Annotated in this window: 19 protein-coding genes; 12 read left to right on the forward strand and 7 right to left on the reverse strand. The window is 45.9% G+C overall.

The window, feature by feature from the left end; genetic code table 11:
• The first annotated feature begins 173 nt into the window (after nt 1-173).
• Nucleotides 174-944 carry a TIGR00297 family protein gene (locus RID53_RS13125; RefSeq protein WP_446388515.1) on the forward strand — a complete coding sequence of 257 codons (771 nt, stop codon included), beginning with the start codon at nt 174-176 and terminating at the stop codon, nt 942-944.
• Between the two features lie 149 nt (nt 945-1,093).
• Here the strand turns inward: RID53_RS13125 and hetR are convergent, their stop codons facing one another.
• From hetR to RID53_RS13140, 3 genes are all read right to left on the reverse strand, one after another.
• Nucleotides 1,094-1,993, reverse strand: a complete 900-nt coding sequence (gene hetR / locus RID53_RS13130; protein WP_446388516.1) for a heterocyst differentiation master regulator HetR — start codon at nt 1,991-1,993, stop codon at nt 1,094-1,096.
• A gap of 277 nt (nt 1,994-2,270) precedes the next feature.
• Complete coding sequence (patX, locus tag RID53_RS13135) at nt 2,271-2,537, reverse strand: heterocyst-inhibiting protein PatX (RefSeq protein WP_446388517.1); 267 nt, start codon at nt 2,535-2,537, stop codon at nt 2,271-2,273.
• 183 nt (nt 2,538-2,720) lie between these two features.
• A complete protein-coding gene (locus RID53_RS13140) occupies nt 2,721-4,622 on the reverse strand; it encodes an FAD-dependent oxidoreductase (protein ID WP_446388518.1) in 1,902 nt (633 codons plus the stop codon).
• A gap of 140 nt (nt 4,623-4,762) precedes the next feature.
• On the opposite strand from RID53_RS13140, the gene RID53_RS13145 reads away from it, so the two are divergent.
• The 3 genes from RID53_RS13145 to RID53_RS13155 all read left to right on the forward strand — a co-directional run bounded on the left by RID53_RS13145 (nt 4,763) and on the right by RID53_RS13155 (nt 5,869).
• On the forward strand, nt 4,763-4,990 hold the full coding sequence (locus tag RID53_RS13145) for a photosystem II protein, Psb35-related (RefSeq protein WP_446388539.1): 228 nt from the start codon (nt 4,763-4,765) through the stop codon (nt 4,988-4,990).
• Nucleotides 4,991-5,181: 191 nt separating this feature from the next.
• Entirely contained in the window at nt 5,182-5,628 is a 447-nt protein-coding gene (gene msrB, locus RID53_RS13150; protein WP_446388519.1) for a peptide-methionine (R)-S-oxide reductase MsrB, read from the forward strand.
• A gap of 34 nt (nt 5,629-5,662) precedes the next feature.
• Nucleotides 5,663-5,869 (forward strand): RNA-binding S4 domain-containing protein, encoded by a 207-nt coding sequence (locus RID53_RS13155; protein ID WP_446388520.1) that lies wholly within the window; start codon nt 5,663-5,665, stop codon nt 5,867-5,869.
• 359 nt (nt 5,870-6,228) lie between these two features.
• Here the strand turns inward: RID53_RS13155 and RID53_RS13160 are convergent, their stop codons facing one another.
• Nucleotides 6,229-6,492: a hypothetical protein gene (locus tag RID53_RS13160; RefSeq protein WP_446388521.1), complete on the reverse strand. Its 264-nt coding sequence runs from the start codon at nt 6,490-6,492 to the stop codon at nt 6,229-6,231.
• 353 nt (nt 6,493-6,845) lie between these two features.
• Here RID53_RS13160 and RID53_RS13165 point away from each other — a divergent pair, with 353 nt between their 5' ends.
• From RID53_RS13165 to ppsA, 3 genes are all read left to right on the forward strand, one after another.
• On the forward strand, nt 6,846-7,214 hold the full coding sequence (locus RID53_RS13165) for a PAS domain-containing protein (protein ID WP_446388540.1): 369 nt from the start codon (nt 6,846-6,848) through the stop codon (nt 7,212-7,214).
• Between the two features lie 525 nt (nt 7,215-7,739).
• Nucleotides 7,740-8,759, forward strand: a complete 1,020-nt coding sequence (gap, locus tag RID53_RS13170) for a type I glyceraldehyde-3-phosphate dehydrogenase (RefSeq protein ID WP_446388522.1) — start codon at nt 7,740-7,742, stop codon at nt 8,757-8,759.
• 326 nt (nt 8,760-9,085) lie between these two features.
• The gene (ppsA, locus tag RID53_RS13175; protein ID WP_446388523.1) at nt 9,086-11,473 is read left to right on the forward strand and encodes a phosphoenolpyruvate synthase; all 2,388 of its coding nucleotides are present in this window, start codon (nt 9,086-9,088) and stop codon (nt 11,471-11,473) included.
• Nucleotides 11,474-11,492: 19 nt separating this feature from the next.
• Here the strand turns inward: ppsA and RID53_RS13180 are convergent, their stop codons facing one another.
• Nucleotides 11,493-13,883: an exonuclease domain-containing protein gene (locus RID53_RS13180; protein WP_446388524.1), complete on the reverse strand. Its 2,391-nt coding sequence runs from the start codon at nt 13,881-13,883 to the stop codon at nt 11,493-11,495.
• 219 nt (nt 13,884-14,102) lie between these two features.
• Between RID53_RS13180 and RID53_RS13185 the strand changes: the two genes are divergently transcribed.
• Both RID53_RS13185 and rpsU read left to right on the forward strand, forming a co-directional pair.
• Entirely contained in the window at nt 14,103-14,390 is a 288-nt protein-coding gene (locus RID53_RS13185) for an RNA recognition motif domain-containing protein (RefSeq protein WP_446388525.1), read from the forward strand.
• 364 nt (nt 14,391-14,754) lie between these two features.
• The gene (gene rpsU, locus RID53_RS13190) at nt 14,755-14,946 is read left to right on the forward strand and encodes a 30S ribosomal protein S21 (protein ID WP_006103066.1); all 192 of its coding nucleotides are present in this window, start codon (nt 14,755-14,757) and stop codon (nt 14,944-14,946) included.
• Nucleotides 14,947-15,170: 224 nt separating this feature from the next.
• Here the strand turns inward: rpsU and RID53_RS13195 are convergent, their stop codons facing one another.
• Nucleotides 15,171-17,621 (reverse strand): VIT domain-containing protein, encoded by a 2,451-nt coding sequence (locus RID53_RS13195; protein ID WP_446388526.1) that lies wholly within the window; start codon nt 17,619-17,621, stop codon nt 15,171-15,173.
• A gap of 240 nt (nt 17,622-17,861) precedes the next feature.
• On the reverse strand, nt 17,862-18,188 hold the full coding sequence (locus tag RID53_RS13200; RefSeq protein WP_446388527.1) for a hypothetical protein: 327 nt from the start codon (nt 18,186-18,188) through the stop codon (nt 17,862-17,864).
• A 441-nt stretch (nt 18,189-18,629) separates the two neighbouring features.
• Here RID53_RS13200 and RID53_RS13205 point away from each other — a divergent pair, with 441 nt between their 5' ends.
• The 3 genes from RID53_RS13205 (at nt 18,630) to RID53_RS13215 (ending at nt 20,978) form a co-directional block, all read left to right on the forward strand.
• On the forward strand, nt 18,630-19,424 hold the full coding sequence (locus RID53_RS13205; protein WP_446388528.1) for a class I SAM-dependent methyltransferase: 795 nt from the start codon (nt 18,630-18,632) through the stop codon (nt 19,422-19,424).
• A gap of 211 nt (nt 19,425-19,635) precedes the next feature.
• Nucleotides 19,636-20,145, forward strand: coding sequence for a cupin domain-containing protein (locus RID53_RS13210; RefSeq protein ID WP_446388529.1), 510 nt, complete (start codon nt 19,636-19,638; stop codon nt 20,143-20,145).
• A gap of 17 nt (nt 20,146-20,162) precedes the next feature.
• Nucleotides 20,163-20,978, forward strand: a complete 816-nt coding sequence (locus tag RID53_RS13215) for a phosphatase PAP2 family protein (RefSeq protein ID WP_446388530.1) — start codon at nt 20,163-20,165, stop codon at nt 20,976-20,978.
• The last annotated feature ends 63 nt before the right edge of the window (nt 20,979-21,041 follow it).

Genomic DNA, 21,041 nt, shown 5'->3' on the forward strand with positions numbered 1-21,041 from the left:
GGTCAGGGCGGGTTTGGAACAAAGGTTATCATCAATAGCTGGCGCCAAATCCCTAAACCCGCCCCTACACAATCAAAACTCGGTCAGGGCGGGTTTTGAACAAAGGTTATCATCAATAGCTTGCGCCAAGTCCCTAAACCCGCCCCTACACAATCAAACTCAACACTTAGTAAATGCTTGCAACCTTCAATTCTCTCAACCCTTGGCTTATTGCCGTCCTCTTAAATACAGTATTATTAGCGATCGCCTGGGTGATCCCCAAGCAACTCCTCACCCGCGCTGGAGTTCTCCACGCCTGGGCTTTGGGAATTGTAATTTTGGGGACGTTAGGCTGGCAAGGGTATCTGATTGTTATGGTTTATTTCCTCGTCGGTTCTGCGGTTACCCGTATCGGTATGGCACAAAAAGAAGCGGCGGGGATCGCGGAAAAGCGTTCAGGCGCTAGAGGACCCGAAAATGTATGGGGTTCCGCCCTAACAGGTACGCTTTGCGCGGTGGGCGTTCTTTTCCTGGATGAACCCTATCGCAGTTTTCTCCTACTGGGGTTCGTCGCTAGTTTTGCCACTAAGCTTTCTGATACGACCGCCAGTGAGGTGGGTAAAGCTTACGGTAAGCGCACGTTTTTAATCACCACCTTACAACCTGTATCCCCCGGAACCGAAGGTGCAGTTAGCTTAGAAGGAACTCTGGCGGGGGCTGTCGCCTCGGCTGCGATCGCGGTTCTGGGTTGGGGCGTTGGCTTTATAGACTTGACAGGTGTCTATTTTTGTGTATTAGCTGCCTTTATTGCCACTAACCTAGAAAGTGTGATTGGTGCCACTTGGCAATCTCAGGTCGAATGGATGACCAACGAAGTCGTGAATTTTATCAATACGTTAATTGGTGCGATCGCGGCTATCCTGTTTGTCGTCATCTGGCACAGTATCATGGGGCTAGCCGGATAGTTTATAGCAGAAGCCAGAAGGCACAAGGGAAGGAAAAAAGTGGCAAGGTAAAAAGAAATGATGGCTCTTTAGCCAGACATAACCTCAAAGAAAAGTCCTCAGTCAAACAACTAAGGACAAATCAATGACCAATAACCACTGACAAATAACTATTCTATTTGCCGACCAAACACCATTTGTAAAACCATCGCTTTACCATCATCGCGATGATATTTATCCGCCCAAGCGCGAATAATCTCATCCAGTTCTGCCATGGCTTGATCAACATTTTCCGGTGGAATATCCAATTCCTCCAACACCCGCATCACACCGTCCTGACGTTCTGCCCACTCTTTCATCAACCGGAAGTACTGCGCTGTATCCTCCACCATCGTGTAGGTACGTTCTTTGCCATCTACGGGCGAATACGAGGCACTGGTCAGAGCATAATAAGGTAAACCCCAAGGACAATCAATGCGCGTCACGGTTCCGGAGTACAGCAAACGCCTTTTGATATGCTCCGCCATGGCTTCTGAAAGAGATGCCCGCCGTTCCGGGGGTAAATCTTCCTGGGAACGACTGTGCAGAAACTCAATCAGTTCCATGAACTGTAAGGAACTCACCACCTGGGCATCTGGGAGATGATCCGGCAGTTTTTCTTCGAGAATTCGTTTTTCTTCCTTGTGCAGGCTAGTGCCAGAAATCCGCGATCGCCCAGGTTGCCAGGGATACTGATCCATCCACACGTAAGGAAACTGGATCAAATAGCGGGGTTCTTGAGATCCCAGCATTTTCAGCAGTTTTCCTTCCGTTAATGCCTGTCGAACTTCTTCAACAATAACCTTGACCCGTTTTGGCTCAATATGGTGTAAATGTCCGGTCATCCGGATATTTTCACTCTGTTCCAAATAGGTCGTGTAAATCGCACATTTAGCAGCCGTTGCCGCCGCATCTAGAAATGCCCCATGTCGGTGTCCACTGGTTCTCATTGCGCTGAAAGCCAGATATATCATAATCTGATCCATGGCGCTGGGGCTAAGGCTCTTGATCAGATCGAGATGATTAGTCATTTTAGGGAGCGGTCACATCGCATGGGTACAACAGAATAAAAGGTAATGACGAACCCACGGCTTCACCTAAACCAGCGAGTCCAACTTAAACAGCAAAACATGCGCTTAACAATTTAAAGCACCCTAATATTAAAGTCTAAATTCTCCTTAGATTATAGACGACGGAAGATAAACAACCCAGGAGATACCATTAACTGGAAGACCCCCTGGATGGGTCACAACTAGGGGGGATAATTCTTCCAGGAAAGTATATATTATATCAAATGGCACTAACTACCTATGCCCAAGTAAATTCGCGCCGTCCACTACCCCGGTGACAAATCTGGGGCGCGAGGGTGTCTTGGGAGGTGAAGAAACGCCGTTGTCCACCGCGATTGGTCTCAGGACCTTGAGGACCCGCATCTCCAGTTTTCACTAAAGACAATAGCGAGTGGGCAGGAGTAGACTGAAAAAGTGAGACCGAGCGATCGCGACTATCATGAGCATGGACAGCAAATGAGAGCGTAAGCAGGCTCACTAAAGTAACAGAAGTGTAAAAGCGCATAGCAGATGTCCGTGTCAGGGTTTCTAGTCCCTGTTACGGACTCTTTACTCATGGTTCAGGAAAAATTCCCGCCAGAGTTAATGTGGATTATGTGAAGTTTAATGGTAGACTAGCGTGTTTATCTTCAAATTGTTCTAACTAAACCCGCCCTTTTTAGGGCAACAGGAGCAGACTAATCCCTGATCATCGTAAACAGTTCACCAGCAACCAGTTTCCCGCCGGATTAAAACGTCCCCACCCTTGTAGCTGTTGCTGATGAGGATAATGTTGGAGTTGCTGATTAACATCAGGTTGTACCGTAATCAACATCCAAATTTGACCGATAAGATTTTCAGGTTCGCTCAGGGTAATTGTGTAATCTTGGTCAGCACGACGTTGGAATATGCCAGTGAAATAGAGTAAGCCATGGGATTGGGAATTAGTTAGTGATTGGTGATTGGGGAAATTCTCCCCCTGCTCCCCCTGCTCTCCCTGCTTCCCCTGCTTCCCCTGCTTCCCCTGCTCTCCCTGCTTCCCCTGCTTCCCCTGCTTCCCCTGCTCTCCCTGCTTCCCCTGCTCCCCCTGCTCATCAACTACGCCCGAACTGGGATACTCGTCTGGATGATCCAAGTAATAATGTTGCCAATACCGCCAATCGGGATCATCAAGGGATTGGTTAAATAAGGGAATCATGACAGCCGGGGCAATAGTATCGCCCAACAACGCCTCTTGAATACGCCGGACAGCTAACTCCCTCGGTTGACAACCCAGTTCCACAGACAACGCCGCCGCCATTCCTGCGGCTTGACCGAGATTCATCACTACAGGCTGCAACCGCGTTGAACCATTGGCAATATGAGAGACAGAAATATTTTTATCACATACTAACAAACCATTCATTGACACAGGTACAAGGCAACCATAAGGAATCGTAAACGGTGTTCCCGTCCAGCGCCCTCCCCAACGGATGGATTTTGGGGCTAAGGGAAAGGTGAAACCGGGATAATGATGGTCATTGGCATAATTTCCCACCGCAATTCCAGTAAAATCGCCTGACTCATCGATGGGTAAAGGTGCAACTTGACCCCCCGGTATCGGTAAAATATCTTGTTCTCGCAACGTTACCAGCCCCACCAGACGCCGACTTTCTCGATAGTAAGGATGTAGGGCGTAAGCCCCACCACCGAGGGACGCATCCGGGAACATATCATCAGCTAACCCATAACGCCGTCCCAGTTGAGATTGAATAAAATAGGCAAAACCTTGACTATGCCAATGGGCTTCCTGGAGAAACTGCTGTCGGGATGCATCCGATTCCACTAAGCGCCCCACCCCCTCACCATAATCATTGCCAGATTGGGGCCAGTTCAGCATAAACAGTCCTCCAGGTAAGCGTCCGTAATTGAGAAAGGATTCCACCCCATAACCCTCCCACGCGCCGATAAACTGTTCTGGTTTGTATTCAGGTGGGGGCGGAATTTCCGGCGCTGTATCGGTGCCAAAATCTTTGAGGATGACGACCCAGGTTGGTGCTTGAACGGGATAGCGTTGAGTCAAGTCATTGCCAGAAATAGGCGCACTCGGTTCACCAAAGCGCGATCGCAACTCCCAACCCCAGCGATAAGGAATCTCGGCTAATTCCAGTACATCTCCCAATTCCGTGGCGTCTAGGGTGACTTTGGCGTGAATTACAACATCAGCAAATTGCACTCCCGTGACACAATCCCCTGCTTTTAATACCGCTAACGGCGTTTGTCCTGCAATCCACTTGAGGTTGGGTAATGCTTGCACCCAATCTGTAAAGATTTGAGCGCCAATTCTAGGGTGGTAGGTAAACAAACTCACCCACCCATTATCCAGTCCTCCGGGCTGTCGCTGTTGGAGTTCTCGCAAAAACGCGCCCCATAACCCCGTTTGCCACGCGGCTAATTCATTGCCATCGGGCGCACAGACACCGGCTGTCGTTAGCATTCCTCCTAGCCAGGAAAACTCGCTGACTAGAATTGTTTTGACGCCTCGACGTGCCGCTTGGATGGCTGCACTTGTGCCACCTGTACCACCGCCGACAACTAAGACTTCTGTTGTTAATTCATTCACCGCGATCAAAAAATGGGTTGGGGATAGTGATTATCATCACTCCTGGATCAGAGTCAAGTCACAGATGCTTTTTGTAATAATTCGTTACATTGTGAATAACATAAATTTACAAAATAGCTCAACAAAGGAGAACGATTATGATTAGCCCCATGGTTATCCTAGTTTCATTGTTTGTCGTCGGTTGGGTCGCCGTTGCTGTATTAGGGACTCAGGCTTACTTCCGAGGCGAACAGAGAAAGCCAATCCATGAGCGCAACTGGCGTTCTGAATCCTTTGAGCAGCTAGCCGAGTCGATCACGGGTACTAAAACAAATTACAGCGATCGCACGCCAGCTTACAAGATGGATGCTTATGCGAGCAATAATTTGCCTTCCTAACCGCATCCCTGTTTGATCAACGCTTTTACACCGCCATCTCGCTTTTAGCCGCATTTGCTCTTAAGGACGATGGTGACGGTAGGAAAGTAAAAGTAGAGATTTGAGTTGTGGGTTATGAACTCACAACTCCCTAATTTTTCTCTAAGCCAACGAATCACTTTATCATATTAGGTGTAGAAATAGCTGAAACCATGATTCAGAAAGTACAAAAGAGTGACGCGGAGTGGAGACAACAGCTTACCCCGGAACAATATAAAGTAGCCCGACAGAAGGGAACGGAACGCGCCTATACCGGGGAGTATCACGACAATAAGCAGCCGGGAGTCTACAAATGTGTCTGTTGTGGCAATGACTTGTTCACCTCCAAAACCAAATATGATTCTGGCACGGGTTGGCCCAGTTTTTGGGCACCGATTGATGAACAAAGCATCAAATATGAAGCCGATAATACTTTGTGGATGCGTCGCACTGAGGTACTCTGTGCTGCTTGTGATGCTCACTTAGGTCATGTATTTGATGATGGACCAGAACCAACGGGTCAGCGTTACTGTCTAAATTCTGCCTCGCTAAACTTTGTCAAGTCCGATCAGGTTGAATCAGAATCTGAGGCGGAAACTGATAAATCTGCAACTACCTAATCTGACTCCAGATCAGCGATTTGTCTATCTTGGCATGACCAACCCAATCCAAACTATTAAGTTAGATCAGTTCCTCAAGTGGGTAGGTGTCGCGTCCACAGGTGGCGAAGCCAAACTGATGATTCAAGATGGTGATGTTACCGTTAATGGCATCATTGAAACTCGACGCGGACGTAAATTAGTTGCAGGCGACTTGGTAACTGTACAAGGAGAAACCTATAAGGTGGGAACTCCACTTTAGCCATAGGTAAGCGGCGATTTTTTGAACCCTATCCGCTTATAAAATAGGGAAAGAATTCTCCAACGTCCAGAGGCGAGTCTTTGTCTCTACATGGTTATCCTCCATGGAGGACAAGTATTTAGGAGTTTATCGGGGCGGGTGAGAGGCACTCAACGATGTTAAACAATCTCTAACACGTTTGCCCAACCCGCCCTAATCTGTAACATGAAAGTCGGTTTATTGAGATTAACGGAAATGAGAAAAATTAACGACAAAAAGCTGTTACTTTGTAAGTATTGAGTTCAGAATGATGCCCAGGAAACTGGGCAAGGTCAGAGACAAAAATAAATGGAAAGCTGTTGATGAATTTTAGGGATAGCTTACAGTTCCCATTCGCGACAGTGAATTAGTATGTCGTCTAAGTTTGTTTCAAACTCCTTCCAGTCATTAAACCAGATGTCCCTATTGTTATCATGTACTGGATAATCTGCATCCCATTCGTCGATAAAAGCATCCGCATCCCAGTCTTGGGATAAGACATCTGCATCCCATTCCTCGAAGGATACGTCCCCATTGTTATCTGTGTCTTTTAACAGAAGTTCTATATCTCCTTCGCTGATCGTATAATTGGCAAATACTCTCATGGTTAGTTCCCCGTTTGCTCTCAACGCAATCAATCTAACTAATCAATCACCTTACACCTAAATCATCTCCCATTTTTCGGGAAATTATTGTAATTGAATCCATAAAAGATAGTGATTGTTCTCACCATTTAGTGTGATAAAGTCGGAGAATCTTTGTGATTTTCTAAGCGTTTAGCTGTGATTAATGTCACAGATTTTTCAAAAAAATAAAGATTGAGATGTTGCCCAATCTTTTTTATATACCTTGGGTTACTTAACTTTCATAATGCTCAATAGATATCATTAAAACTTTACATTTATGTCAAAAATTGTAAAGATAATGATCCGAATTTATCGGTAGACCCTTCGCGCACCTGTTCGGTGTTGACTCAGAGCAGGTGGCGACAGGATTGCCACTCGATCAATTTCTCAACGCCATTGAGCCTGAAGATCGCCCTCAAGTCACCGCTGAAATTGAACAGGCGATCGCCACGGGAGAAGACTATGGGGCTAAGTACCGCGTCGGCGATGCTGACGGAAAACAGCGATGGGTCATTGCCCGGGGACGGGTAGAATACGACGCAAACGGCAATGCGATTACCTTTCCCGATGCCTTGGCTGACATTAGCGATCGCAAACAAGCAGAAGAGGCACTCAAAGAGAGTGAAAAACGCTTCCGCACCCTGGCAGATAACATTTCTCAAAACTCAATCGCGATTATCTCCGTAACCTCAACCAAGTAAGTCGCTGTAGTTCACCAATCGGCTGACTCAGGAAAACCCAAGCGTGAGAGATCGCTGGGGTAAGAAAGTGAGATTGTAGCCACTATCTAGATTACCATTTCCTTCATCTGTCGAAAATAAGGAATGATACAAAATCCGATGAAGTTACCCCCTTTATCCCTGGGGTACTTTTCCTTGCAGCCTTCTGCCTTCTGCTACTTGTGGAATTTTCCGGAGAGTGTCATCTAGTAAAAGTCTGAGGGGTATAGCTTGATTATTTCTTCCTACAGACAGACGAGAATTAGCTTTTTGCCCATCTAAAGTTAAGGGTGACAGGTTGCTGGCGCTTGTCGGGAGTATGGAGCGTACAAGCAAGCCATCACGTTCGAGTCGGTTGGATAGAGCGATCGCGAAACCCAACAGGCTCTCTCAAGGAAGGTGGGTAAAGTACCTCAACCCAGCCCAAATAGGCTCCCGAACATCCTTAATTCATCAGATAAACCTATTCTCTTCATAACATAACCGAAAATAACAGGAGATTTAATCATGACAAAGATAGCTATTAATGGTTTCGGGAGAATTGGTCGGGCTGTTTTTAAGATTGCTCTTGACAATCCCGAATTAGAAGTCGTTGCGATTAACGATTTAGTCCCACCCGATAATCTGGCTTATCTGCTCAAATACGATACAGTCTACGGAAAATATAATAAAAATGTAGACAGTACCAAGGATAGTCTAGTTATCGATGGCAAATCCTATCAAATCTTAAGTGAAAAAGACCCCGTCCAACTCCCTTGGAGTGATTTAGGTGTCGATATTGTCTTGGAATGTACAGGGATCTTTACGAAAAAACATGATTTAGAAAAACATATCCAAGCAGGTGCTAAGCGGGTGATTCTTTCTGCACCAGCTAAAAGCGAGGGAATTACAACCATCGTACATGGCGTTAATCAGCCGAATGAATCGGATCAAATTGTATCCTGTGCTAGCTGCACCACCAATTGCATTACTCCCGTTGTTGAAGTCATGGGACGCCGAATCGGGATTAAAAAAGCCATGATGACAACCATTCATGCTTATACGTCTACCCAAGCAATTGTTGATGGACCGAGTAAGAAATTTCGACGCGGTAGAACAGCAGCGGCTAATTTAGTTCCCACCACAACCGGGGCGGCTGTGGCGACAACCCAAGTTCTTCCCCAATATCAAAATAAGTTTGATGGGGTAGCGGTACGGGCACCGATTCCTGTTGGTTCTATTTCTGATATTATTTTCGTCACCGACAAATCAACTAGCGTTGACGAAATTAACAGTATCTTCAAAGAAGAAGCCGGAAGCGAACGCTATCAAGACATTTTAGCGGTTTCTGAAGACCCGATTGTTTCATCGGATATCGTTCAAGATCCTCACGCTTCTATTGTTGATTTAACTATGACCCAAGTCGTTGATGGTGACTTGGTTAAAGTTATGAGTTGGTATGACAATGAATGGGGATATGCTTCTCAGATGATTAAAGAAGCGGTTCGCATGATTAAGGAATCAAAAACTCAGCAAACGGCTAGTTAAGTAGGTGGGGACAATTAAAGTTAACGGTAGGGATTGTCATTCGTCATTCGTCATTTGTAAGGGGTTGAGAGGTGTTGACATAAATTAACAGGGTTGAGTTCATTTCCACCAACCTACTTAATCTCAGCAATTAACAATTGAGCTTGGTTTGTCTTTGTAGCACTTTCCTTACACAAGTCAGCCCTCACCCCCAGCCCCTCTCCCAACCCCCCTCGTTCCCCCCTGCGAGGAGGGAGGACTAAGGATGCTTCGCTTTTATGGCACGGGAGAGGGGAGAAAAAAGAATTCGTCCTATTTTATAGTTTTATTTGCGGTTAACGGTAATTATGACAAGCAACAATAATCAGTACATTCGTTGGTTTGAAAATCTTACCTCTGATGATGTATCAAGAGTTGGCGGAAAGAATGCTTCATTAGGTGAAATGATTCGTAGCCTAAAAGATGAAGGCGTTCGCGTCCCGGATGGCTTTGCGACTACGGCTGAGGCTTACCGTAAATTCCTTGACTCTAATCAGCTTAATGAAAAAATCAAGTCGCATTTATCAGAATTAGACAGTGATAAAACCCCTCTAGAAAAAGTCGGGAAATCAATCCGTAAGCTATTTCATTATGCTGAATTTCCCGAAGACATTGCCAGGGAAATTCGCGAGGCTTACGACCAACTTAGTCAACGTTATGATACCCAAGATGTCGATATCGCGGCGAGAAGTAGCGCGACGGCTGAGGATTTACCGGAAGCCAGTTTTGCGGGTCAGCAGGAAACCTTTCTGAATGTTACTGGCTATGAAGAATTACTCGAAGCCTGTCGTAAATGTTATGCTTCATTATTTACCGATCGCGCGATTAGTTATCGACAGGCGCAAGGCTTTGACCATCTGAAGGTAGCACTGTCAGTGGGGGTGCAGAAGATGGTGCGATCGGATAAAGCTAGTGCTGGGGTGATGTTTTCCTTAGATACCGAAACAGGCTTTCCCGATGTAGTTGTGATTAATGCGGCGTGGGGATTGGGTGAAAACGTGGTACAGGGTTCAGTCACGCCGGATGAATATCGGGTGTTTAAACCTTTATTAGAGGACGCCAATCTCCAGCCAATTATTGAAAAAAAACAGGGCGCGAAAGAGAAGAAAATGATCTACGCCAAAGGGGGAAGCGAGACGACGCAAAATATAGATACGTCGTCCCAAGAGCGTAATTCCTTTGTCTTAAGTGATGAGGAAATTTTACAACTAGGTCAATGGGCAAGTGCGATTGAATCCCATTATCAAAAACCCATGGATATGGAATGGGCAAAGGATGGGGATACAGGCGACTTGTTTATCGTGCAAGCGCGTCCGGAAACGGTTCAATCTCAAAAAGAAGCCGGATCATTAAAAACCTATAGCCTCAAGGAAAAGGGGAAAGAAATTATTTCTGGACTCAGTATTGGGGATGCGATCGCGGCGGGTAAAGTATGCCGAATTAAAAGCGCCGAAGAGATTGATAAATTTAAAGAAAATTCCATCCTAGTCACCGGAATGACTGACCCCGATTGGGTACCAATTATGAAAAAAGCCGCCGGGATTGTCACCGATCATGGGGGACGCACCTGTCACGCCGCCATTGTCAGTCGGGAGTTAGGCATTGCCGCTATTGTAGGAACGGGTGATGCAACGAGTACGTTAGAGGATGGTCAAGAGATTACGATTTCCTGTGCTGAAGGCGATCGCGGTTTAATTTATCAAGGGATATTGGAGTATGAGGAATCCGAACTCAACTTGGAAGAAATCCCCAAAACCAAAACCCAAATTATGATGAATATTGCCAGTCCTGATGCAGCATTTCGCTGGTGGCGATTACCCTGTGAAGGGATTGGCTTGGCACGGATGGAGTTTATTATTAATAATGTGATTAAAATTCATCCGATGGCGTTGATTCATTTGGATGAGTTAGAGGATGAAGATGCACGCCAGCAGATTCAAAAATTGACTCAGGGGTATGAGGATAAGACCGAGTATTTTGTCGATAATTTAGCCAGAGGAATTGCCAAAATCGCCGCCGCCCAATATCCGAATCCAGTGATTGTGCGGATGAGTGATTTTAAGACGAATGAGTATGCTGACTTGATTGGCGGTCAACAATTTGAGCCAGAGGAAGCCAACCCCATGTTAGGGTTTCGGGGTGCATCTCGGTATTATAGCGATCGCTACCGGGAAGGGTTTGCTTTGGAATGTCGCGCCCTGAAACGGGTACGGGAAGAAATTGGCTTTAATAATGTGATTATCATGATTCCCTTCTGTCGCACCCTAGATGAGGCGGATAAGGTTCTCCACGTCTTGGCTGAAAATGGACTCAAGCGGGGGGAAAATGGGTTAGAAGTCTATGTAATGTGCGAAATTCCCTCTAATGTGGAGTTAGCGGAAGAGTTCTCTGAACGCTTTGATGGCTTCTCCATTGGCAGTAATGACCTCACCCAGTTAATGTTGGGGGTGGATCGGGATTCTGGCGATCTATCTCATCTGTTTGACGAACGCAATCTGGCGCTTAAGAAAACAATCCGGCGGCTGATTCAAACCGCGCATCAGTGCGATCGCAAGGTGGGGATTTGTGGACAAGCACCCAGCGATCATCCCGAGTTTGCCGCATTTTTAGTGGAAGCGGGAATTGATTCGATTTCCCTAAATCCAGATAGTGTGAGTCAGGTGAAGCAGCAAGTCGCTCAACAGGAAGGTAAATGATCCCAAGTCCGGTAAGTATTCACCCGGACATAATAGTAGTCAACCAATAGGTATCAAGCTGTTCAGAAAGAACGTGCAAAGCTGTTACCATGTCTGCATCTACATCGCGATTGTGAATATCGACAATCAGGTTATAGGCAAGCTCAAAGTTAATCCGATCGGTTTTGTCCATGATGGCAAATAGTCCGTTTGGGCTGTGGCTAAGCTTGCCAATTTCCTCTTGGCTTTTTTTGCCCATAATTTGGGGTTCTCTAGCATCGCGGATGAGGCGAAACTGTGTTTTAGGATGGCTGAGAACAAGCTGATTGAAGTTGGCGATGCGGTGAAAAAAGGAAGAGCTACTGATGTTGAGAAAGCCAATCACAAACGTGCGATCGCCAATTCTGAGCTGTAAGTGTTCGGGAAGGACTTTTTTGCCCAGTCGCAGTTGATCAATATCGATGGACTGAAGTAGCCCAAAGGCGGCGACAATTTCGTTAAGTTTACCCCAGTCGTCGCTATCGCTGATAATGTGGGGACAGGCATCGTAGTCTTGTTCGAGTTCTCTTTGCTTTTGGAGGAGGTAATCCGCAACGGGGTGTTCGGTAGAGACATCGGAGGTAGCGATCGCCTCTTGAGGAAAGGCGCTGAGGGGTTGTAGTGGTGTGGTGATACCTGTGATCGCTTGCTTGAGTTGGTTAACCTCGTTCTCTAGTCGGTGCAGTCGGGTTTCGAGACTCGTGGAGGACGTTGGCTTTGAGGAAGCCAGAGGCGCCGAAGGTAAAGGAATGTTTTGAGCTTTGTAGCGGTAATAAGCAGCCGCACGGTTGAGAACAGCACGGATCGAGTTTTGGCTAAGAATGTCGTCGAGTTCACTACGCTCAAATAGCTGGTTTAGGTCAAGGTCAACAGATTGAGCTTTGAGACTGAGGATATCACGCAGCTTGTCATTGTTAGGTCGATTCAGGTGTACTTTGTACTGAGATACACGATCAACAACGGAGCCATCGAAGAATTGCTGAAATTGCTCCCAGCGATCGGGAAAAAGGTTGAGAATAATCAGGCTGTTGGGAACGTGGGTTAAAATTTCTTTGACGGCGCTGCCAAAGTTTTTGAGCAGGGTAGGCTTATCACTGAGTCCTTCGAGTTGATCAAAAATAATAATCAGTGGTTCATCGAGAGTGGAGAGTGTGCCAAAAGTGGTGATCGCTTCCAGGGAGAATTCCTCTTTACTTATGTCATCGTGCCAGTTTTCCAATCCGATGTCTTTTGCCTGTTCGTCGGGAATTTCATTGACGGCTAGCCATCGCCGCACCATATCTTTTTTGCGCCGATCCGTGTAGCGACAAAACTTGAGAATCCCTTGGAGTATTGCCGCAGAATATCCAGCCGCCGTGTAACGATTCGTCCACCAGTCCATGATGTGACGTTCAATGTACTGCCACCAATCGCGGTTCCGTTTTGTTCCCTCTGAACCAATGCGGCTGTAAAGACTGAGGCTGTCTTGCTCCAATGCTGAAAGGATTTGCGTTCCCTTTTGGGTTGTGGTGACTTGATCGATGGATTTGAGAATTTTGACAAAGCTATTGGCAAGCAGTTGCTCTAACTGGGTGTGCGGAGTGTCGGGAATGCCCTCGGCAAAGGATTCAAGAATGCGAGCGTAGGTATGATAAACAACGGCATTGGCATTATTGGGCTGGCGGATAAAGAGTAGGCGGTTGGTTTTCAGCCGTTCTTTGGCGAGTCTCATCATCAGGTGGGTTTTACCCGCTCCGGCTTCGCCAATGACAACCGCACCTTTGCTTTGCTGGTTTGAATCGCATTTGATGTCATTGATGATGGACTTAAGGATTTCATACTCGCTATGGTAAACCGCTTGCAGGTCGATGTGATCTTGGAACGGTGTGTCTACGCGGCTACTGCTAAATGGGTTGTAGGTGTTCCGGAGGCGTTCGTACATAGCCAGGTGTTCCTTGAGGTTCCGGTAGAGATGATAAGTAAACTCGGCATCGTAGCGTGCCGTATGAGCGCAATTGGCGTCGAATAGTCTGTTTTTAACTTTAAGAAGGAAATGCTTGCTCAGGTATCTCAGCGAGTATTCAGGTAGATTGGGGAAACATCGTCGTGCCAGTTCACAACTACACTCGAAGGAAAACGAGGGCAACCTGACTCCGGCTTGAATAAAGCTGTTTCGCAACACTTTGCTGTCGTGTGCAGCATAGTGGCAGACGAGTTTTTTTCTCTGAACCAGGGTGGCAAATTCGCTCACGATGTTGCGTAGACTCTTGCACTTCAGTCGAATGGCTGTATTGTTTGGATGATCTTCAGTGAAGGCTTCATAGATGATCTTGCCCTGACTATCGATGACGGCAATCTCGCTGAGTGCGTGTTTTCCCTCCGTGTCAATGACGACGAAGTCTTGCTCTGTCATATCCTATAAATATTGACTTGCCTGACTATAATTATGGGCAAAATGCTGAACTAATATTTGAACCTGATAATACCTTGCCAAACTCCTGCAATCGATGCTATGGTATATACGGTTGATTTTCGGTAGAGTAAGCTTGTTTCGATTTTTTCGATTTCGATTTTGTCCGCAGGCACTTCTCCGATGTAACTCGCTACAGGTTCAGTAAAAAGGAAGTGCCTTATGTCTATTTACGTTGGTAATTTGTCCTACGATGTCACTCAAGAGGATTTGACGGAAGTTTTTGCCGAATACGGTAACGTCACTCGTGTGAGTGTACCCAAAGATCGTGAAACCGGACGTCCACGAGGGTTCGCTTTTGTGGAGATGGAGTCTGAGTCTAACGAAGACAGTGCTATTGAAACCCTTGATGGTGCTGAATGGATGGGACGCTCAATGAAGGTTAACAAAGCAAGACCACGGGAACGAAGCAATGGGAATCGCGGTGGCTATAACCGTGGTTCTTTTTAACTTAACTGGCAAGGGGTTTGGGGAGCTATAAGTCCCGATCTGTACCCGTGAGGTCAGTGTTGGGATACATGGACTCCCCAACTTTGGGGCATTGAACCCCTACTCAGAGGATGTCACGTATGTCATACTGATATCACTACACTCCATGAGAGCGGTGATATAAACCGCGCCTTGTAAAAAAAACTTGTTCACCGCTATAGCATTAAATGTTTAGCGGTGGGAGAGCGGTGGGAGTGTCAAAAGCTGATTTCCTTATTTTTCCCTGAAATTGAGGAACGATAAGAAGTTAAGTTGTTATGGCTTTTGAAATTTGAGGGCAGGTAAATGTCTGCCCTTTTTGTGTTGAGCTTCAAAGGAGATAAGCATGGCTCAAGTTATTATTGGAGAAAATGAAGGAATTGAATCTGGACTTCGGCGATTTAAGCGCAAAGTATCTCGTGCTGGGATTTTCTCAGACATGAAGAAGAACCGCTTTTTTGAAACTCCCTTGGAAAAGCACAAACGCAAGGAAATAGCCAGACACCGACAACAACGCAGATATCGCAAACGGCGGTAAGAAATTGTTTGTGTTCTTGACCTTTTCCCCTACGTTAGTACGGCTTCGCAGACCTTAAAAGTCAAAAGCTTTCCCTCAACGGTTGTGAAAGGTCAAGTGTAGGGGCGGGTTTAGCTACTCAGGTAAGCGGGTTAATGATAACCTCTCACAAAAACCCGCCCTCAGTAACGTATTCCTAGGAGTGTTCGCCTCTCCCTGAGTTATTTAACGACGTTTTAGCGTATCTATGGAACTCGCAAGGTAACTCGAATCGTTCCAGTAACAGATTCTAAAGTAGACCAGCCTAAGAGCGATCGCCGAATTGGATCGACAATGGTGGTATCCTGTAACGTTGACTCGATATCGTCGAGGATCACTCGTTGAACCGCACCATCGCGAATCTGTAACTCAAAGATAATTTCACCCGTGAAACCCTCTGGGAGATTCAAGGATTGTAGATGTTGAGTCAGAGACGCGATCGCATCTTCTGCTTGTTCCGGTTCTAACCCTTCAATCTTGATCACCTGAAGTTGAGTTGAACCTTGGCTTAAGGTATCAGCCTCCTCTGACTGGGGTTGGGAAGTCGGTAGAGGCGCAGCAGGTAAAGGTGCAGCCGAACCTCGCGAAAACCCACCTGCACTCCTCCTTGAAGATCGCATTCTGCGATTCCTAAATCTCAATGAAGAATTAGTCGGTACACCTCCAGTGAGTGTTATTGTATCCGCCGTATCACCGAAAATCCCTTCATAACTCACCCCTTCGGGTAATTCCACCGGAACTTGTACCCGCCGCCGTGTTCCATCGGGTTCCACTCGCACTTCTTCACTCACCGCCACAAATGCCGTATATTGCGATAACAAGTTATAATCTAACGCCGTCTGTGTCACCGCCTCGACACCCGACTTAGTTTCACCACCAAACATTTGATTCATCAAATCTTTGATCCGGGCGCGTCCCCACAATTGTGCAATCGCCGGATTATCGGTACTCTGATCAAAATTCACCGATAGGGTTTGTTCATACCGTTGACCCCCCGCCGCCATTCCGGTAATCTTAATCGTGCCATTGCGACGGTCTGGTTTCCGTCCAAACAAAACCAGAGGCTGATTGGCAAATAAATCGGGTGCAGCTAGGGGATAGATTTTCGCCGATGTCCCCTCACCTTGCCAACTGACCTGAATATCCGTTAAGACTGGATTATTAATTTGGCGGAAGAATGTTTCCGCCACCTCCTGCGTGGGTTCATCCTGACGAATGACTTGGGCTGTACCCCGCCCCACCTCCGCTAAACGGTTTAGCAAGAAGCGATTCACCGAACTTCCGACGCCGAAACTATAAAGACGATTACCGGGTTTGAGTTGTCGTTGTACCTCAGCAATCACCTCCGCCTCATTACCAATATAGCCATCGGTGAGTAACACCACACTTCGCAGCCGATTCGGTGCAGATGGTGGGAAGTTTAACACCGCCCGTATCCCATTCATTAATTCTGTACCGCCATTTGCCTGCAATCCATTAATATAATTTAGTGCTTGAGTGCGATTTTGGGCTGTATTGGCTAAAGGTCGAGGCGAAAGTTGAGTCGTCGTATTAGAAAAATCGATAATCGTAAACGTATCATCGGGATTCAACCCATTAATAAAGCGGCGCATCAATTCCTGGGACTTCAGCAATGGTTCACCCCGTTGGGAACCTGATGTATCCATGAGAAAGACGACATCCTTGGGGACAATTTCATCAGGGCGATAGTCTAAGGCGGGGATGAGGTAAAGGGCAAAATGTCCACCCTGTTCATCAGCTTGGGAAAGGAGAGTGGCTTGCGTGCGATCGCCTGCGACTTGATAGCGTAAAATTAGGTCTTTGTTGGGAATTGTGTCTTCCCCGCCTAACTGTACTTGTACGGTTTCACCTTGGCGTTGGGTGCGAATCTGATGGGAGGGAGAACGCACATCCTGAATCGGTACACCAGCATTAATCTCTACGGTTACATTAATATCATGTCCCGAACGAGTTCCCGGCTTGAGAACTGGCGGGGTAATTCGGGAGGCGTCGGGAACTTGGTTCGTATTTCCACGATTACCACTGGGATTACCCGGAATATAGCGGGGTCCGACAACCATGGGAAACACAAATTCATAGTCACCGCCCTCAAATTTTAGGCTATCGGTGTAGCGAATTGTGACATCAATCTGTTCTCCGGGTTTGATATTCGCCAGAGACTGAGTAAAGATATTTGCCCGTTCTTGTTCTAGGAGTCCCGCCGTTCGTCCTTCCTGACGCGCCTGTTCGTAAATGGCTTGGGCTTCCTCACGCTTTTTAATCTCCCCTTTAATCGTGCGATCGCCGATTCTAATCTCCATATCATACACCGCCGCTTCATCGGGCAAGGGGAAGACATAGACGGCTTCTAAGGGTTCCGCAAAGGGATTTTCAAAGGTTTGAGTAACTTCAACTTGAGAGACATTCCCCGTCACTTTGGCATTCACCTCGGTATGCTTGAGGGGAAAGACTTGCTGTTGTCCCTCTTCCGATTGAACATATAAGCCGCCAACAGGAGGTTCTTCTGGAGTGTTGGTAAGCGTTTGGCTAATTACCCGTGTCGGAACCTTAGCCGGAACTTGAGCTAAGGTTATCGGAACGACTACGAAGATACCACTTAGGCATAAAGTTATGGGTATAGCCTCGATGAATTTCATACACGTCTCATTAAAAAAGTTTGGAAACTTTATGTAGTTTATGTAGGGTGGGCAAGAGTTATAAAATGCAAAATGCTTATAGTATCGTTCGTTGCTCTTGCCCACCACAGGAGTACTTTAAGCTGATTACCAGTAAGGCAAGATATGAGTATAACTTAAAAGAGTTGGGAGTGCGAGAGTCTTAAGTTGTGACTATCGGGTAATCCAGACTGATAACAAGGATGGAAAGTTTCGCCACATCTACTCATCCTCCTGATCGAATAATTCTAACAAACCCACTGTACCCACAAAGAACGTATAAGTTCCATAGACGATGGGTGTCTTTTGTCTAGAAGGCGCATAAGCTGCTGCGATAATCGCTTCCACTAAATGAATGGTAACGGCAAAACGCCCCAGCCAAAAAACAGGTTCAAGGATTGTGGGGACACTCAGATCACTGAATAAAGCATAAATATTCCAGAGTTCTAGCGCAATTGCACCACTGATCAGACTGGTGGATATAACTTTTATGGCGTTGAAAAAGTTTTTTTTTGTTTGATAGACTTTAACTGCATAATTTAGAGTCAAGTATTTTGAATGTTCCTTAGCTTACCATAAAACTCCCTGAAGATTTCCTGGTTCTGCCGCAAGGTTAGGGATTGTAATGATTATCAGTGAAAAGAATACCCTTTCTTTTTTGTCTTTCTTGCTCCCCTCTCCCCTGGTGGGAGAGGGGCTGGGGGTGAGGGGGTTGTAGCTTAAGTTGACACCCATAGTCGCTGATAAAATGTGGCGCTGTCAGAATTAACTTGTCTCGACTCGCCCCAGTCCAATGTAGGCGATGTCAGATAATTACCGATACCTAATCCAGGGCGACCCGATATAATTAATCGGTTGGTGGTGTTCATTGGTGCAGCAGGTCGCCCCTACAGGGTTTACTTTTAATTGCTGTTTTCTTTAGTCCGACTACTTATGTCTAGCCGTAAGAACCGAATAGGAGAGCTTTTCTTAAAGCCAATCATAAGCATCGTGATTGGTCAAGACAAACTCCAGTTCTATGAAACCATTGATTGGCAAAAGCAGAGTGAACGTTTCCGACAAATTAATCTCATTTATCCCGACTATTATAGCCAGCCCGACTTTCATGGTATTGAAGGTGGCTATCTGAATCCTATAGCGGCTATTACTTATGATACTGTGACGGCTTATGCGTCCCCACCCAATGAAACTCGAATTCGCGAACAGTTAATAACGACTATTGAAAAGCCACCCAGTCGAATTCTTGATCTCGGTTGTGGTACAGGTTCGACAACATTGATGTTAAAGCAGGCGTTTCCGAAAGCTGTTGTTATCGGATTGGATTTGTCTCCGTATATGCTGATTGTGGCAGATTACAAAGCACAGCAAGCAGGACTAGAGATACAATGGCAACAGGGTTTCGCTGAAGCTGCGGGTTTTGAGAATGCTTCCTTTGATTTAGTCACAGTCTCCATGGTATTACATGAAACGCCGCCCCTGATTTCTCAGTTAATTGTACAAGAATGCTTTCGCCTGCTGAAACCTGGCGGACAATTGATTATTCTGGATGGCGATCAACGGAAACTTCGTTATGCTCACTGGTTGATAGAACTCTTTCGAGAACCTTATTCAAAGGACTATGCTGCTCATAGTGTCGAAGATTGGATGATAGCGGCTTTTTTAAAACAGGTGCGAACTGAATATGTGGGATGGATTCATCAAGTAACGTCTGGGATTAAGCCGATAACGCAAGGGATCAGGGCAGATAATATAAGTAAAACGGCTAATATTTCAGGTATAAATTAATGGTTTTAAGCTGTCATGCATTTAAATTGGGTATTAATAGCGAGCAAGATGCAAAGCCTGCGGCATGGCTTCGCTTAACGCACTACAAGGATTTCATGATTCTTGACATTAAGGTTTAAATGCCGAACAGCTTAGCTGAATGCAAGTTCAGTCATAAATGAATAGGATATAATACTTTATTGTTAGGACTTAATTTATAACCTGAAAATACATGTCAACAAAAAACGCCGAATACTGGATTGAAAAGCTTGGACTTCAAAAACATCCCGAAAGAGGATATTACAAGGAGACTTATCTTTCTGATGAACAAATAGCCCACGAGAGTTTACCAAAACGTTTTTCTGGACGCCGTAATTTTTCAACAGCTATCTACTTTTTATTAGCGGGGACTGATTTTTCTGCGCTTCATCGCATCAAGTCCGATGAGTTATGGCATTTTCATACTGGGTCTTCACTCACCATTCATATTATTGAGCAATCGGGAAACTATAGTTCCATTAAGTTAGGTGAAAATTTTGATCAGGGTGAGGTGTTTCAAGCCGTAGTTAAAGCGGGAGATTGGTTTGGCGCGACTGTTAATGACCCGCAATCCTATTCTTTAGTTGGGTGTACAGTTGCTCCCGGTTTTGATTTTAATGATTTTGAGTTAGGCAAACGAGAGGACTTAATCAAGCGTTATCCCCAACATCAGTCTTTAATTGAGAAAATGACACAAATTTAACAAAATTTTCAGGTACGATGACAACGATTGAATGGATTCAGGAACTGCTAGGACAACGTTTGCAGCCTTTAGTGTTGGCGATTACCAATCTTGGTTCTGAATATGCCTACATCGCTTTCCTAACCCTCTATTACTGGTTAATTGACCCATGGACAGGTCGCCAGTTAGGACTACTCTTAGGGATTAGTTATGGATGTAACACAATCCTCAAAGAACTGTTTGACATACCTCGTCCCTTCGAGTTAAATCCGGACATCGCCTCGGCTGACGCGATCGCGACGAGTGAAAATGCCTCTTTTCCCAGTGGACACGTCCAAGGTTCAGCAACCTTTTGGATTTACTTATCCTTACACCACAACCGCCTCTGGCTATGGGTGTGGAGTCTAATTCTGCTCCCCTTAATTGCCATATCACGCCTTTACTTAGGGGTTCACTTTCCTATAGATGTAGTCGCCGGATTAATTGTAGGTATTCTTTTTGCGGGGATAGGTACAGTCTGGTCTATTCCGGTAAAACCAAGGTTTATTGTTCGGGTTACAGTTGTCATCCTGACGTTTTTTATCGCCAGTTTATGGGAACCTTTAGCGCGTTCTTTAGGAGTCATTACAGGGTTTTTTCTCACCCAACCTCAGTTTATACCCCCTTCAACATGGAAAAGGCGATTACTCTTTGGCGGAATCGGTTTAATCTTAGTCTTAACCCTTTTTGTCGGTTCCAGATGGGTATTAGGGGACTGGCGGAATCAAGGATGGGTCATCTACTGGCGCTACAGTCTGCTTACCCTATTCGCGACTGAGGTTGTACCTAGACTTCTCCATCGCCAAACTTGGTAAGTGGCTCATCTGATTGCACATAAAAATGTATTTACAGCGCTTTTCACGTTTATGGAATACAAA

This window comes from Coleofasciculus sp. B1-GNL1-01 (assembly GCF_040220235.1).
In the GTDB taxonomy this organism is placed as follows: Bacteria; Cyanobacteriota; Cyanobacteriia; order Cyanobacteriales; family Coleofasciculaceae; genus Coleofasciculus.

Coding starts and splice junctions, on each gene's coding strand:
- patX (WP_446388517.1), bottom strand. CDS start 2,537: ATGCGCTTTTACACTTCTGTTACTTTAGTGAGCCTGCTTACGCTCTCA.
- RID53_RS13145 (WP_446388539.1), top strand. CDS start 4,763: ATGGTTATCCTAGTTTCATTGTTTGTCGTCGGTTGGGTCGCCGTTGCT.
- RID53_RS13125 (WP_446388515.1), top strand. CDS start 174: ATGCTTGCAACCTTCAATTCTCTCAACCCTTGGCTTATTGCCGTCCTC.
- RID53_RS13195 (WP_446388526.1), bottom strand. CDS start 17,621: ATGAAATTCATCGAGGCTATACCCATAACTTTATGCCTAAGTGGTATC.
- RID53_RS13210 (WP_446388529.1), top strand. CDS start 19,636: ATGTCAACAAAAAACGCCGAATACTGGATTGAAAAGCTTGGACTTCAA.
- RID53_RS13160 (WP_446388521.1), bottom strand. CDS start 6,492: ATGAGAGTATTTGCCAATTATACGATCAGCGAAGGAGATATAGAACTT.
- msrB (WP_446388519.1), top strand. CDS start 5,182: ATGATTCAGAAAGTACAAAAGAGTGACGCGGAGTGGAGACAACAGCTT.
- ppsA (WP_446388523.1), top strand. CDS start 9,086: ATGACAAGCAACAATAATCAGTACATTCGTTGGTTTGAAAATCTTACC.
- RID53_RS13185 (WP_446388525.1), top strand. CDS start 14,103: ATGTCTATTTACGTTGGTAATTTGTCCTACGATGTCACTCAAGAGGAT.
- RID53_RS13180 (WP_446388524.1), bottom strand. CDS start 13,883: ATGACAGAGCAAGACTTCGTCGTCATTGACACGGAGGGAAAACACGCA.
- RID53_RS13155 (WP_446388520.1), top strand. CDS start 5,663: ATGACCAACCCAATCCAAACTATTAAGTTAGATCAGTTCCTCAAGTGG.
- gap (WP_446388522.1), top strand. CDS start 7,740: ATGACAAAGATAGCTATTAATGGTTTCGGGAGAATTGGTCGGGCTGTT.
- hetR (WP_446388516.1), bottom strand. CDS start 1,993: ATGACTAATCATCTCGATCTGATCAAGAGCCTTAGCCCCAGCGCCATG.
- rpsU (WP_006103066.1), top strand. CDS start 14,755: ATGGCTCAAGTTATTATTGGAGAAAATGAAGGAATTGAATCTGGACTT.
- RID53_RS13215 (WP_446388530.1), top strand. CDS start 20,163: ATGACAACGATTGAATGGATTCAGGAACTGCTAGGACAACGTTTGCAG.